Source organism: Pseudoduganella sp. R-31 (genome assembly GCF_049913235.1).
Classification (GTDB): Bacteria; Pseudomonadota; Gammaproteobacteria; order Burkholderiales; family Burkholderiaceae_D; genus Rugamonas.
Map to the genome: position 1 here is coordinate 3928417 of NZ_CP183986.1, position 14071 is coordinate 3942487.

Annotated in this window: 12 protein-coding genes; 5 read left to right on the forward strand and 7 right to left on the reverse strand. The window is 60.4% G+C overall.

Annotation, left to right across the window (positions count from 1 at the left end; genetic code table 11):
* The 3 genes from ACN9MY_RS17810 to tssB all read right to left on the reverse strand — a co-directional run bounded on the left by ACN9MY_RS17810 (position 1) and on the right by tssB (position 2648).
* Positions 1-492 (reverse strand): Hcp family type VI secretion system effector, encoded by a 492-nt coding sequence (locus tag ACN9MY_RS17810; RefSeq protein ID WP_426161786.1) that lies wholly within the window; start codon positions 490-492, stop codon positions 1-3.
* An 80-nt stretch (positions 493-572) separates the two neighbouring features.
* A complete protein-coding gene (tssC, locus tag ACN9MY_RS17815; RefSeq protein ID WP_426318145.1) occupies positions 573-2063 on the reverse strand; it encodes a type VI secretion system contractile sheath large subunit in 1491 nt (496 codons plus the stop codon).
* Positions 2064-2108: 45 nt separating this feature from the next.
* A complete protein-coding gene (gene tssB, locus ACN9MY_RS17820; RefSeq protein ID WP_426318146.1) occupies positions 2109-2648 on the reverse strand; it encodes a type VI secretion system contractile sheath small subunit in 540 nt (179 codons plus the stop codon).
* 212 nt (positions 2649-2860) lie between these two features.
* Between tssB and ACN9MY_RS17825 the strand changes: the two genes are divergently transcribed.
* Together ACN9MY_RS17825 and ACN9MY_RS17830 are read left to right on the forward strand one after the other, a co-directional pair.
* Entirely contained in the window at positions 2861-6136 is a 3276-nt protein-coding gene (locus tag ACN9MY_RS17825) for a winged helix-turn-helix domain-containing protein (protein WP_426318147.1), read from the forward strand.
* 11 nt (positions 6137-6147) lie between these two features.
* On the forward strand, positions 6148-6555 hold the full coding sequence (locus ACN9MY_RS17830; RefSeq protein ID WP_426161790.1) for a hypothetical protein: 408 nt from the start codon (positions 6148-6150) through the stop codon (positions 6553-6555).
* On the opposite strand, the gene ACN9MY_RS17835 is transcribed toward ACN9MY_RS17830, so the two are convergent.
* Positions 6525-7292, reverse strand: a complete 768-nt coding sequence (locus ACN9MY_RS17835; RefSeq protein ID WP_426318148.1) for a hypothetical protein — start codon at positions 7290-7292, stop codon at positions 6525-6527. The genes ACN9MY_RS17830 and ACN9MY_RS17835 overlap by 31 nt on opposite strands.
* 272 nt (positions 7293-7564) lie before the next feature.
* On the opposite strand from ACN9MY_RS17835, the gene ACN9MY_RS17840 reads away from it, so the two are divergent.
* The gene (locus ACN9MY_RS17840; protein WP_426318149.1) at positions 7565-8662 is read left to right on the forward strand and encodes a hypothetical protein; all 1098 of its coding nucleotides are present in this window, start codon (positions 7565-7567) and stop codon (positions 8660-8662) included.
* Between the two features lies 1 nt (position 8663).
* Here ACN9MY_RS17840 and ACN9MY_RS17845 read toward each other — a convergent pair whose 3' ends face one another.
* Both ACN9MY_RS17845 and ACN9MY_RS17850 read right to left on the reverse strand, forming a co-directional pair.
* Positions 8664-11003, reverse strand: coding sequence for a family 43 glycosylhydrolase (locus ACN9MY_RS17845; RefSeq protein WP_426318150.1), 2340 nt, complete (start codon positions 11001-11003; stop codon positions 8664-8666).
* A gap of 105 nt (positions 11004-11108) precedes the next feature.
* Positions 11109-11993, reverse strand: a complete 885-nt coding sequence (locus tag ACN9MY_RS17850) for an alpha/beta hydrolase (protein ID WP_426318151.1) — start codon at positions 11991-11993, stop codon at positions 11109-11111.
* 143 nt (positions 11994-12136) lie between these two features.
* Between ACN9MY_RS17850 and ACN9MY_RS17855 the strand changes: the two genes are divergently transcribed.
* Together ACN9MY_RS17855 and ACN9MY_RS17860 are read left to right on the forward strand one after the other, a co-directional pair.
* Positions 12137-12616, forward strand: a complete 480-nt coding sequence (locus tag ACN9MY_RS17855) for an arsenate reductase ArsC (RefSeq protein WP_426318152.1) — start codon at positions 12137-12139, stop codon at positions 12614-12616.
* 70 nt (positions 12617-12686) lie between these two features.
* Positions 12687-13046, forward strand: coding sequence for a hypothetical protein (locus ACN9MY_RS17860; protein ID WP_426318153.1), 360 nt, complete (start codon positions 12687-12689; stop codon positions 13044-13046).
* 313 nt (positions 13047-13359) lie between these two features.
* Here ACN9MY_RS17860 and ACN9MY_RS17865 read toward each other — a convergent pair whose 3' ends face one another.
* Positions 13360-13998: an NAD(P)-dependent oxidoreductase gene (locus ACN9MY_RS17865; protein WP_426318154.1), complete on the reverse strand. Its 639-nt coding sequence runs from the start codon at positions 13996-13998 to the stop codon at positions 13360-13362.
* Between the last annotated feature and the right edge of the window lie 73 nt (positions 13999-14071).

Genomic DNA, 14071 nt, shown 5'->3' on the forward strand with positions numbered 1-14071 from the left:
TCAATCAGCTTTCATCGTCTCGAGATTCCAGTTCCAGGTACCAGTGCCTTTTGCAGTAGAGTCAGTTTTCTGCTGGGTGAAATCGGCTTTAATTTTGGTGAAGTTGATCGAGAAGGCATCGGCCGGAATTCCGGTTGCGCCGCCACCGCTTGAATTCATCTGCGAGATCATGGCGTTGTCAAGGGTGTAGGTCATGAAATTCATGTACACGCCATTTTCCACGCGTCCAACATGCAGTTTGGCGGTTCCAAGTTTGGTTCCCCGCGTACAGGCTTTGAACAGCTCCGTGGTGGACAGATCGGAGAGTTTGACGAGCCCCATTTCAGAGAGTACGGGCCGACCGGCCGTGCGCTCGGTATTCGCGGCGTCGTTCGCCATTGGAATATATGCGCCATGGCTGAATGAGTTAATGATGATCTTATTGGCGTAGCCATCTATAGCGCAGTTCCCCTTGATGCTATCGCCCAGGTCCAGAATGAATACGTCAGACATCGTAGACTCCATTGAAAGTTTTGCCGCATGGGCAGCATCGCAGGACTGCCCTCCATACGGCGTGCATTGAAGAGGATCGATCAGGCCCCTGCCGCTGGCAGTTGTGCCACCAGGCGGATCGAAGTTGTCAACTCTTCCATCTGGAAGTGCGGACGCAGAAATACGGTGGCAGAATACGCGCCGGGCTTGCCTGGCACTTCGGTGACGTCAACCCGTCCCTCCGACAACGGGAAGCGCGCCTTCTCGCCCTGCGAAGCATTGGGACTTAGCAGCACATAATCGCTCAGCCAGTTGTTGAGGAAGTTCTCCACACTGTCGCGGGTCTGGAAACTGCCGATCTTGTCGCGCATGATCACCTTGATATAGTGGGCGAAGCGCGAAGCCGCCAGCACGTATGGCAAGCGCGACGACAGCGCAGCATTGGCATTCGCCTCGTCCTTGTTGTACAGCTTCGGCTTGCTGACCGTCTGTCCGCCGAAGAAGGCGGCCATGTCCGAACCTTTCGAGTTGACTACGGCGATGAAGCCAAGGTCGTTCAACTCCTTTTCGCGGCGGTCGGTGATCGACACCTCGGTCGGGCACTTCAGGGCGATATCGCCTTCGTCGGTCTTGAAAGTGTGCGCTGTCAGGCCGGTGATCTTGCCGCCGCCTTCCACGCCGCGGATCGCGGTGGTCCAGCTATGCTTGGCGAAGGCATCAGTGATGCGCAGGCCGAGCTGGTAGGCCGAATTCGCCCACAGGTATTTGTTGTGGTCCTTGCCGTTCACGTCTTCCTCAAACGCGAACTGCTCCACAGGATTGGTCTTGGCGCCATACGGCAGGCGGGCGGCGTAGCGCGGCAACACCAGGCCGACATATCGCGAGTCTTCCGAATCGCGGAAGCCGCGCCAGGACACCAGTTCATCGCTTTCGAAGATCTTCGCCATGTCGCGCGGCACGCCCAGCTCGGTGAACGATCCCATGTCGAACAGCGATGGCGCAGCGGCCGCGATGAACGGCGCATGCGCAGCCGCGGCGACCTTGGACAGGCGCTCGAGCAGCGCGATGTCCTGCGGATGACGGCCGAAGTAGTAATCGCCGATGAACAGCGAGTACGGGTTGCCGCCGAAGGTGCCGTATTCCTCTTCGTAGACTTTTTTGAACAGCACGCTCATGTCGTGGTCGACCGCGCCTTCCAGGTCCTTCAACAATTCCTTTTTCGAGACATTCAGCAGGCGCAGCTTGAGCATCGTACCAGTCTCGGTGCCGAACACCATGTCATGCAGCCCGCGCCACGATGCCTCCAGGGCCTGGAAACGCTCGTCGTGCAGGATCGCGTTGACCTGGTCGCTCAGGATCTTGTCGATCTGCGCCACGCGCTCGTTGATCATGGCAACCACGCCCACGTCGGGCGCCTTCTTCATGCCTTCGTCCAGCACCTGGGTGGCGAACTGTCCCAGGAGCTGGCGCGCATATTGGCTTTGCGATGGCTCGACTGCCATTTTTCCTTCTTGGACGATGCGATCCAACAGGCTCAATTCCTGGTTGGTCGTGCTGGCACCGGCCTGGACTTCCTCTTGATTACTGGCCATTTTGGACTCTCTCTGATGAGTGGAGAAGACAGCGCGTTGGCGCTATCAGGACTGGACTTCCTCGGCTTTCTCTTCCGCGGCCTCGCCGCCGGCATCGGCCCCGCTTTCAGCCTTCAGCGTTTTCAGCTCTTCGGTGTTTTCGACGATCTTCTCGAGCAGCGTGTCGAGTTCATCGTTGCCATCGAGTTTGCCGAGCAAGTCGCGCAATTGCTGGCGGACGAGCAGCAGCTTGGCCAGGCGCGGCACCTGCTGCGCGATGGATTCGGGATGGAAGTCGTCGATCTCATTGAACTTCAACTCGATCTTCAGGTTGCCGTCTTTCTTGTAGGTGTCCGGCACCGACAGGTCAAGGCGCGGCGCAATCTTCGCCATCACTTCCTTGAAGTTGTCGCGGTCGATTTCCACAAGGCGGCGCTGCTTCAGCTTGGGCAGCGGCACCAGCGGCTGGCCCGACAGGTCGGCCAGCAGGCCCACCACCAAAGGTAGTTCCTTCTTCTCGACGGCGCCGCCGACTTCTACATCGTAGGTAATTTGTACGCGTGGGGGACGGTTCCGTCCCACCCATTTTTGCAAGCTGTCTGACATCACGCCCTCACTGGAAATGTTATATGGGACAGACCGGGTGTTTCGGATTTGAGATTAGGACTGCGCTTCCGCGTAACACAAGTATCAGCGCCGTATCAAGCGATATCGTGCCAATTCTGCGTCGCAACTTTTCGCGGCAATCGTGTTAGCATGCGCCATCGTCTCTCCAGCGCACGTCCGACATGCCCGACTCGAATGCCGCAGCAGCAGGATTGAAAGGAACAAGGAGCCCCTTCCGCTTTGGTGCATGGCTGATCGACCCATCTACCAACTCGATCGAGGGCGAGCAAGGCAGGCGCCAGATGGAGCCGCGCACGATGGATGTGTTGCTTGCCTTGTGCAATGCGCATGGTGCCGTGGTCAGCGCAGACGAATTGCTGCAGCAGTGCTGGGGCAACATCGTCAACAGCGACAGCTCGCTGCACAAGAACGTTGCGCAACTGCGCCGCCTGCTCGGGGACGACGCGAAATCACCGGAATACATCGAGACCATCCGCATGCGCGGCTACCGCGCCGTGGCTCCGATTGATTTCGAATCGCACGGCACGCGCAACTGGCAGGCTGGTTCTCCGTTCCGCGGCTTGATGGCCTTTGACGAGGCGCACGCGGATGTTTTCTTTGGCCGCGACGAAGCAACCCGCAACCTGGTCGAAACGGTGACAGAGCAAGCCAGGCATGGCTTCGCCCTGACGATGGTGCTCGGCCCTAGCGGCGTCGGCAAGACATCGCTGGTCCAGGCCGGCCTGTTTCCCGCGTTGTCGGCGCGGGGCCCGGATTGCGAAGTCGCGGTGCTGGATTCCACAGCCTTCGACCTGGTGGAACTTGGCGAGCAAACCCTGTTCACCGGCCTCGCCGGGTCCCTGATCGACCTGCAATGCGGCGAGCAATGCGCCTTCCCGGGGGAGAGCGCAATCTCCCTTGGCATACGCCTGCAGCAATCCTGCGCCTCCGTGATTGCGGTGATGGAGGCGGCGCTCGATAGCTATGCGCCGTCGCGCAGCGGCCTTCGCTTCGCGGTTTTCATTGACCGCTTCGAGGCCTTCTTCAACGATGGCCGCATCGCCGAAACCGAACGCCAAGCCTTCCTGAGAACGTTGGAGCAATTGGCGCGCAGCCGCGCCGCGCTCCTGGTAATTGCCTGCCGCAACGACTTCTACCCCAGCATAGCGAAGTACCCCCTGCTCACTGAGGGCAAGCGGCATGGCGGCCACTTCGACCTTGGCGCTCCCGGCTTCAGCGACATCGCTCAGATCATACGCCGGCCGGCGGCTGCGGCCGGACTCAGTTTCGACACCGATCCCGCGACCGATGCCAGGCTGGACGACGTACTGTGCGAAAGCGCGACAGACAGCCCGGATGCGCTGCCGCTTCTACAGTACTGCTTGCAGGAGTTGTACCGCCTGCGCACGGAACAGGGAGTCCTCAGCTTCGAGGCCTTCCACCAACTGGGCGACCTGGAAGGCGCGATCGGCCAGCGCGCGGAGCAAGTGGTGCTGGAGCTGAGCGACGCCCAACGCGCCACCATTCCCCACATCATGTCCCTGCTGATCGTGCTGTCCCTCGACGGAGACACCGCCACCAGCCAACGCGCGCCATGGTCGGCGCTGCGGGGCGTTGCCGCGCACGAGGCAGTGCAGGCGCTGGTCGAAGCGCGCCTGTTCGTCAGCGACCTGGCCGACGGCAATCCGGTTTTCGGCATCGCGCACGACGCCATCCTGCGCCGCTGGCCGCGCATGACCGACTGGATCGCGGCGCATCGGGTGGCGCTGCGCACGCGCGGCCGCCTGGCGCAGCAGGCAACGCGATGGCGCGACGAGGGACGTCCGGCCGACTTGCTCCTCCCGCGCGGCAAACTGCTGGACGAAGCGCGCGAGCTGCAGCATGCGGGCGTGCTCTCGCTTTCGGACAATGAATCCGAGCTGATCCGCGCCTCGCACCAGCGCGCCCGCCAGCGCGACCGCCTGCAAATCCTGGCTCTCTCCGCAATCATCACCCTGGCCCTGCTGGCCACCGGCCTGGGATTGAGCGCTGTCGCTGCCAAACGTTCCGCCGAACAGCGGCGCAACGAAGCGGAAAGCATGATGGACTTCATGCTCGGCGACTTCGCCGACAAGCTGCGCCCGCTGGGCCGCCTCGACCTGCTCGAAAGCGTCAGCGGCAAGGCAATGCAATTCCTGCGCGGCTCCGATGACGACGACTTGAGCGCAACCGCCCTCACCTTGCGCGCCAAAGGCTTGCAGGTGATCGGCGAGGTCGCACGTTCACGGGGAGATTCCAAGGTAGCGATTGATGCACTGAACCAGGCCAACGCGATCCTGACTCGCCGGCACCAGGCTGCGCCTACAGACATCCAGGTGCTCAAGAGTCTCGGCGCCAATGCATACTGGGTCGGCCAGATGCACAAGGACCGCAACGACTGGGAGGCCGCCGGCGCCGCATGGCGCGACTACCTCGCCTATTCGGACCGGCTGCACAGCCTCGAACCGGAAAATGACGAATGGCTGATCGAACAATCGTACGCCCACAATAATCTCGGTAGCCTGGCCTTCCAGCGCGGAATGCCGGAACTGGCGGTTCCGGAGTTCCAGCACTCGATAGGATTGAAACAGCGCGTCCTGGCCAGCAAGCCCGATGCCCGTTCAGTCAAGAGCGACCTTGCAAGCAGCTATTCGTGGCTGGCCTCGGCCAAGGAGGCTTTGGGTGAGTTGCAGGAAGCGCAGCAGTTGTATGCGCAGGAGATGCAATTGATCCTGGAACTCCGTAAGCAATTCCCGGACGAGTCAACGCTGGCACGCCGCCATGCACTCGCCCTGCAGCATCGGGCAACGCTTGGCGTAGCGCTCGGCCTGGATGCCATCGCACTACGCGATTACGACGAAGCAAAACTGCTGTATATCCAGTTGACCTCGCACGATCCGGAAAACCGTGCCTGGCAAGTTGAAATGGCCGGCCTCGATGTGGATCGACTGAGGATCATTGCCCGCCATTCACCGCCTGCCGACCTGCTGCCAAGAACGCGGGATGTGCACCGGCGCCTGCAAACCATCCTCGCCTTCGACCCAATGAACTCGGACTGGAAGTTGCGCGAGGCGGGTGCGCGCACGCAAGTAGCGGCAGCCATGCGGGCGAACGGTGAAGTGCAGGCGGCGGAGCAGGAAGTTAATGGCGCAGTCGCCAGCCTTGAACCATTCTACAAGAGCAACCTGTCCAACTTGAACGGAAGACTGGTGTTGATCGAAGCACTGCAGCTCCAGGCCGTGCTGCAGCTACAAGCGAAAAACGCGAGCGCGGCGGCCCAGGTCTGCAGGAAGATCCACGCCTTGATCGAGAGCGATGCCGGCCGGTCCATGAATTATCAGATCCTGGACCCGTGGGTTCGGGTAAACGCTTGCCTGCAAAATCAAGAAGTCTTTACGAAAGGAGCCAAACTACTCAGCCAGATCGGTTATCGTGACAGTTCGTACTTCCAATTTATTTCTAGCCATTAGAAGGGAAATACATGCACCCACTCGACAGACCTACTGTTCAACGCCGCATCGTTGTCAGTATCTTCGGCATCGAAAGCGATGCCAATGCCACCTACACCTACATCGAGCCGGTCACCGGCGAATCGTTCGTCCAGTCCGACACTTGCAATATGAAGATCAACCGTCCATCGGTCTGCCTTTTTGTGCTGGACGACGACGCCTCGATCAGTGGCTGGACCATCAAGGAAATCACGGCCAAGCCGGCAGGGGCGCCGCTGCTGCCCAGCGCAAAGGGTCCCTTCGGCCTGTCGCTCGCCACCTATAACGACCACAGTGACGATACGGCAGTGTTCAACTACTACATCCACTTCTACAACACGGTCACCGAGGCCACGTTCAAGGAAGATCCTCAGGAAGAGAACATTCCGCGGCCACGATGATCTACCAGGTAGAACTGTAAAGCGTCGCAAATCGCCCCGGCCAGCTCTTCCTGCAATGACATGCAGAGTTCGCCGCGGCGATCGAATTGCGAGAGCCAGGCGATGCTTCCTGCTCCCGGGTCGACCAAACGAATGGAAGCGCGCACATGGTCATCCTCCACCCGCACGCTGCCTTCCAGCCGCGGCGATTGATTGGCATCCGATACAGCGCTGACTTGCAAGCCCTTGCCCAAAGTCTGGAATAGCCTTGAGCCCAGCTCTTCGTCCAGCCCGCAGACAAAGGTATTGCTGGCGCCAGCGCCGGTCAGGTTACGCAAGGGGGTCAGGAGAATTCGCTTGTAGCGCAGGAGCTTTGGCGACGTACCAGGGCAGGCAATGACGGGTACATAGCTTCCCATCGGGATCGAGACATGAATCGCAGGCGTGATTTCCAGCGCAGCATAGTAAGCCGAAAGCCGCTGGCGCAAACGCCCAATCTGTACCCGGACCTGTGGGTCGAGACTGGTATCGTACGTACTCGCATCGCGACCAAAAAGATCCAAACCGATCGCATATTCGTTGATCTCTTGCTCATTGCCGCTCAATTTTTTTTCGAGCAGGAAGGTCAGCAAGCGGCACATCCGGGGCGCCTTCGCGAAGGTTGGGCTGGCCAGCAACTGGTCGACTTCGCGCCAGAGCTCTTCGTTTGACAGGGAAATGCCATTCTCTTCCAAGGGCTGCATCAATCGTGCGTTCATTTCCGTTTCCAGTTAGAAGTGATCGAATTGCACTTGCGACGTGCTGCAGCTACTCTAATTTCCCTCCCGGCTTCTTGCCTTACGGCGATCTTACGGCTGAAAATTGTTGCGTTATCCGCCTTTCACGCATGGTTTGAGAAAGATCAAAACGACCCAGACAGGCCGGAGAGGTTGCGCATTTGTTGTATTTGCAGGCGACGTGAGTATCGGAGAGGATTGAGCGCAGCCGTTGCCCGCAAAATTCGAGACTCGCCAACAAGGGAGCAACAAAGATGAAGAGCGCCGTCGCGACACTGTTGATGCTTGCCGCTTACGCGCTGATCGCCGGCGAAGCTGCGGCCCAGCATCCCGCCTTCACCGATGGTGTCCGAAGCGAGCCCGATGCCAACTCATCGCTTGTCGAGATCGTCAAGGCCCTAGCGTGGCCAGTAGTGGCGCTCGCGATGGGTATCGTCTTTTATCGGCCGATTACACTCTTCGTCGCAGCCCTTGGAAGCCGCATCACCAGGCTTTCGCTCTTCAAGGTCGAACTCGAGCTGGTGCCTGCCGCTCCCGCCACCACCATGCCACTTCTCGACAACATCCGTTCGGCGACCCTGGCGGCGGAAATTGCCGACTCTTCGTCGGCCATGCTGGATCAGGTTCAAATTCAGACACCCGCAGATTATGTGCTGGTCATGCTTGGCGATGGCACTGAATGGCTGACCTCCCGCCTCTTCATCGCGATTGTCATGGTGGAGCGGATGCGAGGGGTCAAGGCATGTGTCTTCGTAGAGCGCTCAGCAAACTCTGAGCGCAGTTTCCTCGCCGTTGCGACAATCAGGGAGTTGCGCCAAGCGCTATCCCGCCGCTATCCCTGGCTCGAAGTCGCCTGGTTACAGAGCCTGCTTTCAATTTACCCTGGACTTCCGCCCATCGCTCCCAATACTGAGTGGCATCCCGACCCAAAAAGAATCAGTGCAGGCGGTCCGCCACAATTAAACGAATCTGGAAGCTTTACCCCATATGACGCGCGATCGATAGTTGCCAGATTCATCGAATCGCTGCAGCGAAATGAGATGAATCCCGATCCAGGCCAGGTGTACATAGAGACCGAATGGGTATCCCTGCGGTCAAGCAAGGAACGCGCCCAATGGGTCTCCAGGGAGCTGCTCGCGACCTTATTGCCCAATGCCGCATTCGAAGCCTGGGCGCCAAACCTGCGAGATGCGCCCAGGGCTCAATTGACCCGTGCGGTGCTGCGCCGGCCCGGCCCCTTCGTCGCGCTGGTAGACGGCAACCGGGAATTCTCGCGGCTGACAAACCGCGGCGCCTTATTGGAGGAAACCGCAGCGAAGCTAGGTGAAGAGCCGGACGACAAGCCACACTGATTCAGCGCGCAATGCTCGCGACTTCCCCATCGCTCAGGGCCGAACCATAGATGCGCAAGTCATCCATCGAACCCTTGTAAGGCGCATCCCACCAATTGACCCCCAGCGCGAACACGCCGTTGGTCGTTGTGAAGACATTCGGGAAGTTCACGCCGCTGAAACGCTTCGCGCCGTTGACGTACACATTGACCGCGCCGTTCTTGACCGTGAACGCCACGTGCGACCATTGCCCGGCCGGGATGTTCATGCCCAAGCCGGCGTCATACCATGCCGTTCCCGACCACAGCATGCTGGCGCCGCCAACAAAGTCGTGTCCCTTGGGCAGGAAGCTGATCCACGAATCGCCGTTGCGCGCGCCAAAGAAAGTGGTCGAGAACGCGGTCAGCTGGGCAGGCTTGAGCCACATGGCGACCGTGTAGCTAGTGCCCGTGATGAGCCCATCCGGCAAACGCACGCCAGATGCGCCATTGAAGACGGCGGCACTGCCTTTCATCCCCGGCTCGTACGCCATGCTGCCGCCGGCGGCATCTATCTTGCTGCCGACGACGGTGCCGGCGCCGAAGCCACCCGTCGCTTCGCCCAGATTCCCGTCAAAGGTGTAATGGGCAACCATGCTACCCAGCTTGCGCACCATGACCACGAAGGTCTTGACGGCACGCGCATGTCCCTTGGTGATAGTCGCTGTCAGCGTGACGTTCACGTCATTGGCAGGGCTGGTGACCTGCCCGGTATTGCTCAATACCGAGGGATTCGATGATACCCAGCTGATGGCCGAGTCACGCGCAGCGCTGGTCGGCAGCACGATATCGCCAGTGACTGCATTGGTGTTACCGAGACTGAGTTCGCCATAGACAGCCTGCACCACCTGCATGTCGCTACGGGGCGCCAGGCGGCTGCCCATGATGGAGATGCCATCGCGCGACGTCGCAGTAAACGTCATCACATAGCTGCCGGAGGTCTCATCCCACTGGTTCAGGAACACGCCCTTGAAAGGCGGCGACCCAGCCAGGTTGATTTCAGCCTGGTTGCTCCCAACCAGCGCCCAGCTGCCGGTTACCGCCCCGCTGATTGTGCCGTTGGGATTCAGCGTGACCAGCCGGGACTTCTTGATCGTGGCCGAGATGTCCTTCCCGTGATTGACGAACATATAGTCGCCAAAGACAAAACCGCGCGGAACAGCAGCCAGCGTTTCATTGGTATTGCGGTATGGCGCCACCACCGGCCACCCGTCAGCGTTCATGAACATCTGGTGCACGCGGATTTCGTGCTGCTCGCCACGTTCAGGGAAGCGGCTATGGAAGATCAGGAAGTGCTTTCGGCTTGCGGCGTCGTAGTAAGCCGAGTTGTGGCCCGCCGACACATAGCCGGTGCCGATACCGCTGCCCGCTTCGCCGATCTTGCGCTCGAACAGGAAATTGCCCATGACTTTCACGCCATACGGGGCAATCGACGCATCGTCGAACAAGGGCTTTGCAGGATCCGCCTTGACGTTCGCCATGTTCACGCCCTGCGCGTCGAAATAGGGACCGTCCGGCGCAACGGATCGCGCCACGCGCATGTTGTAGCCCCCTGCCGCATCCAGCCCGCCGAATGAGGTGAACAGATAGTAGTACTGCGTGACAGGGCTGTACATCACGTAAGCCCCTTCTATCCGGCTGTGATTCCCGCCCGTCAGGCGCTTCCCATAGCCCTGCCCCGGCAGCGGCATGCCAGTCGCGGGGTTCATTTGCATGATGAAAATGCCGCCGGAGTAAGAACCGTAGACCATCCACAGCCGTCCGCCGTTATCGAAGAAGACGTTCGGATCGACGGTATTTGGATGCTTGAGGGCATCGTAGATGGTGCCGTCGTAGCTGGCCTGCCCCCACATGCCCGACTTCAGGATGATGCCCTTGTTCACATAAGGGCCCTCGATCTTGTCGGCGACCGCAACGCCCAGGGCCGAACGCGGCGAATCGCCCTTGCAGGCGTTGTAGTACATGTAGTAGCGGCCGTCGGCCAGGCGGACGATGTCCGGCGCCCACAGGGTATTCGTTTGCGCCCAGCTGAAAGTCTCGGCAAGTTCGGTAAAGACGTTGCTGGCGCCGTTCAGGAACAACTTGTTGGTGGCGCTGACGGAACTGGTGACCTGCGTCCAGTTCATTAGGTCCGTGGACTTGGCCGAAGCAAGATGGGAGCCGAATACATAGTAGCTGCCCCCCGCCCTGATCACGGAAGGATCGTGCACTGAGGCGTTCTGGAAAGTCACCGGCGCATAGGGCGCTCCGGCCAAGGCGCTGAGGGACAGCATGGAGGAAGCCAATACAGCAGCAGCCCCCCATAGCGAGAAGGGTTTGGTCACGTTAGTCTCCAATAATGTTTTTACGCAAGTTAGCGCGCAGGACTTGGAGTGTCCAATGACCTTTTCCGTAAATGCGATAGCGAAACCGGCATCGAAAGCGGCGAATCAGCCGATGTGAGCCCGGAGGAAGGCGCATCCCTCGTCGCGCGCTGCGGCGCCTTCCGGGAAGTGTTCAGCATCCTTGAAAAACTGGATGAACCCGTGCTGTTGGTCCTTGTAAACCCTGGCCCTGGCATCGACGCCCGCATCCTTCAGGGCCTGCGCATAAGCAACGCCCTCGTCCCGGAGCGGGTCATGCTCCCCGACCTGGACCAACGTAGCGGGAAGGCCCTCATGCCGCGCCCACATCGGCGCAAGCAGGGGCGCGTTCGCATCCATCCCGCACGGGACATAGGCAGCAAGCACTTTCATGTTCATGGCGCGGGTAGGGAAATTCTTTTCGCCGTATGCATGCCAGGACGCGGTGTCCATCCTGTTGTCCAGTGCAGGATACATCAGCCATTGTGCGCCGATCCCGGGGCCGCGCCGATCCCGCGCCAGGATAGCCGCTCCGGCCACCAGGTTCGCACCAGCGCTGTCCCCGCAGACCGCCATCCGTTGAGGATCGCCGCCAATGCTGCCGCCCTCCTTCGCCAGCCATTCCAGCGCAGCATAAACGTCGTCCAGTCCAGCCGGGAAAGGATGTTCCGGCGCCAGGCGGTAATCGACTGCAATGACAAGCGCGCCCGATCTGTTCGCGATGGCGCGTGCCAGCACGTCATGGGTATCGAGGTCACCCGCGACAAAACCGCCGCCGTGGGCAAAGAGAACCATCGGAAGGGCATTGCCGGCCGCCCCCAGCGGAACATAAAGCCGCGCCGGGATCGGCAGCCCTCGAACCGCTGCAACGGGATCTGGCGCCCCGGTCGCCGGGATCTTCGACCGATAATTCGCGCGCATTTCACCGGCAAATTTTGCAAGCTCCGCTTCAGGTAATACCGGCCTTTGCATGGTTCGCTCCCTGTTTCTCGCGCCAGCAACTATGCGTCGCACACTTTTGCATGTCAAGCCGAGGCCGGGCGGGCAAATGTCATAAAACTGTAACCTTGCTCCGTTATGATCCGGCATTTTGCATGAGCACCCGAACTTATCATGTGCTGTTCCTCAGCACCCAGAACACTGCACGCAGCATCATGGCCGAGGCAATGTTGAATGCTGTCGGCGGACGCCGGTTTCGCGCGTTCAGCGCAGGCAGCCACCCTGCCGGCAAGCTCAATCTCTTCGCCGTCGAGCAAATCCGGGCGCTTGACAATACCCTGGCAGGCCTGCGCAGCAAATCCGTCGATGAATTCTCGGCGCCGGACGCGCCGGAGATGGATTTCGTCATCACCATGTGCGACCTGGTTGCGGGCGAACCATGCCCGAACTGGCCCGGCCAACCTGCAACAGCGAACTGGAACTTCCGCAATCCCGCCGCCGTGCAAGGGCCGGTTGAGCAGATTCGCCAGGAGTTCTTTACGGTCTGCCGCGAAATCAAGACGCGCATGGAGATCTTCCGCAACCTCCCCGATGAGGCACTTGACAAAATGGCACTGCAACGCAAAATAGCGAGGATCGCTGGCGTCCAGCTCTAACCCCTCGCTCCTTACACCAACACATGCTCCTTCCATTACGCGCCCTCGCCGCCTGCCGGAAACCGCGGCAATGGTACGCAAGATGCGGCTGAAGGATGCAGACGCCTTCATCGAGCATCTGCGCGGCCTTGCACGCGACGCGAAGAAAGTTGATCTCGCAAGCCAGGTCCAATCTGAATTCTGGCGCGAGAATAGCAGCAAGGTCGCCTTGGCCGCGGCTGAAATCACGCGCCGGCAGAAGGCCTATGTACCGCCCGAATTCTCGGCCAATCTCACCGTGCACTTCGTCTTCGGTGGCAACGCCATGGGCTTCGCCTTTGACGACATGCACGACGACGTTTATGTCGAGCTGTCGCGCCTTACGCAGGCTAGCAGGAGCTGGCTGGAGTGGTATCGCATGAGCTGTTTCACGCAGTGCAGTCGCATGTGATGAGCGCCCCACCGCGCCCTCCCGCCGACATGGGCCACCCGTGGCAAGGAGCGAATCGCACGCAACGGCAAACCCAACGACGTCGACCATTATGAAGGCGAGAATGGCCTGCACGATACGCGGCAAGCCATCATCGAAGCCCGGCAAACCGGCATTTCGCCGATCTGCCTGGCGATCGACCACCAGGCGCCGCACTATCTCGGCCAAGTCTTTGGCAAACACCAGTTTGCGATCTTGCCGCGTACCGAACTGCTGCCCGGCGTGCTGCTGGCGTGGCTGCGCAAAATGCTTGCCTGACCGACCTGGCAGGCGCTTAGTAGGCGACGCTGAAACGCTTGCCCGAATGGGCAGGATGTTCCAGTTCATCCAGCATCGCAACGGCGTAATCCTGTACCGAAATGCGGCTCTGGCCCTGTGCATCGACCAGCAACTGATCGCCGCCGATGCGGAACTTGCCGGTGCGCTCGCCACGTTCAATCAAGGCGGCTGGGCTCAGGTAGGTCCATTCCAGCTCCTGCTCCTTGCACAGCTTCTCCAGCGTGTCGCGGGCGCCCAGCGCGGAGGCCTTCCACTGGTCGGGGAATTGCGGAGTATCGACGGCCTGCACGCCCGGCGCCACTTCCAGGCTGCCAGCGCCACCTACCACCAGCAGGCGCGGCACGCCGGCACGCTTGGCGGCGCCAACGATCGAGTCAATTCCGCGGCCATAGTACTCGCGCACGTCTTGCTGGGCATGGCCGCTGAATGCACTGATGACCGCGTCATGGCCGGCCAGCTGCCCGGTCAGTTTCTGCTGGTCGTGCACGTCGGCGCCAAGCGCCGTCAGGCCAGCTTGCGGCGCCAGCCGTTCCGGACGGCTGACCAGGGCTGTCACCTGGTGGCCGCGCGAGAGCGTCTCAGCCAGCAGGCCATTGCCAATGAAGCCGGTAGCGCCGATTAATGCGATTTTCATGGGGAACTCCTGGGTGATTGAAGGTGGATTCAGTATGACGCCTTTACGATCCCCCGATAAGAGGGCAAAATCC